The organism is Streptomyces synnematoformans (genome assembly GCF_039531005.1).
GTDB lineage: Bacteria > Actinomycetota > Actinomycetes > Streptomycetales > Streptomycetaceae > Streptomyces > Streptomyces synnematoformans.
The window spans coordinates 1-635 of sequence record NZ_BAAAPF010000758.1 but is presented as its reverse complement, the minus strand read 5'-3'; the positions used below and the strand labels follow the sequence as shown (position 1 = coordinate 635).

The 635-nt window shown below is 80.9% G+C and carries 1 protein-coding gene; it reads left to right on the top strand.

Annotation, left to right across the window (positions count from 1 at the left end; genetic code table 11):
- Positions 1-535, top strand: a 535-nt coding sequence (locus tag ABD317_RS37540) for an SLATT domain-containing protein (RefSeq protein ID WP_344296631.1), incomplete at its 5' end; no start/stop codon positions are given.
- Between the last annotated feature and the right edge of the window lie 100 nt (positions 536-635).

Genomic DNA, 635 nt, shown 5'->3' with positions numbered 1-635 from the left:
CCGCGCGGCGCGGACGCTGCGCACCGCGGCGGCGCTCTGGGCGGCGGCGGGCGCGGCGCTGGCGCAGCTCGACCTGACGGACGCCGCGCCGGACGTCGCCGGCTGGGCGTTCGTGGCGCTGCTGGCGGCGCTCGCGTGCCTGGCGGTGGACCGGGTCTTCGGGCTGACGTCGGGCTGGATGCGCGATGTGGCCACGGCGCAGGCGGTGCAGCGGCGGCTGGAAGCGCTGCAGTTCGACTGGGCGGCGGAGTCGGTACGGGAGGTGCTGGGCCCGGCGGAGGGCACGGCGAGCGAGGCGGCGGAGCGGTGCCTGGCGGTGCTGCGGCGCTTCACGGAGGACGTGACCGAGCTGGTACGGGCCGAGACCGCGGACTGGATGGTGGCGTTCGGCGGCGGGCGCGCGGCGCTGGCGACGCAGTCGCTGGCGTGGGCCCGCTCCGCCGAGACCCAGCCCCAGGCCCGCGCCCCCCTCCCCCCGGCGGGCCTGCGCCCCACGATGCCGCGCCAACGCCCCCCGGAACCCCCCGGACGCTAGCCGCGTGCGGGTCCGCGGGACGCGGGACCGGGCGGCCGCACCCGCGGCGCGCGGGGCGCTGGTGCGGGGGACGCGGGTGCGCGGGACGCGGGACCCGGTG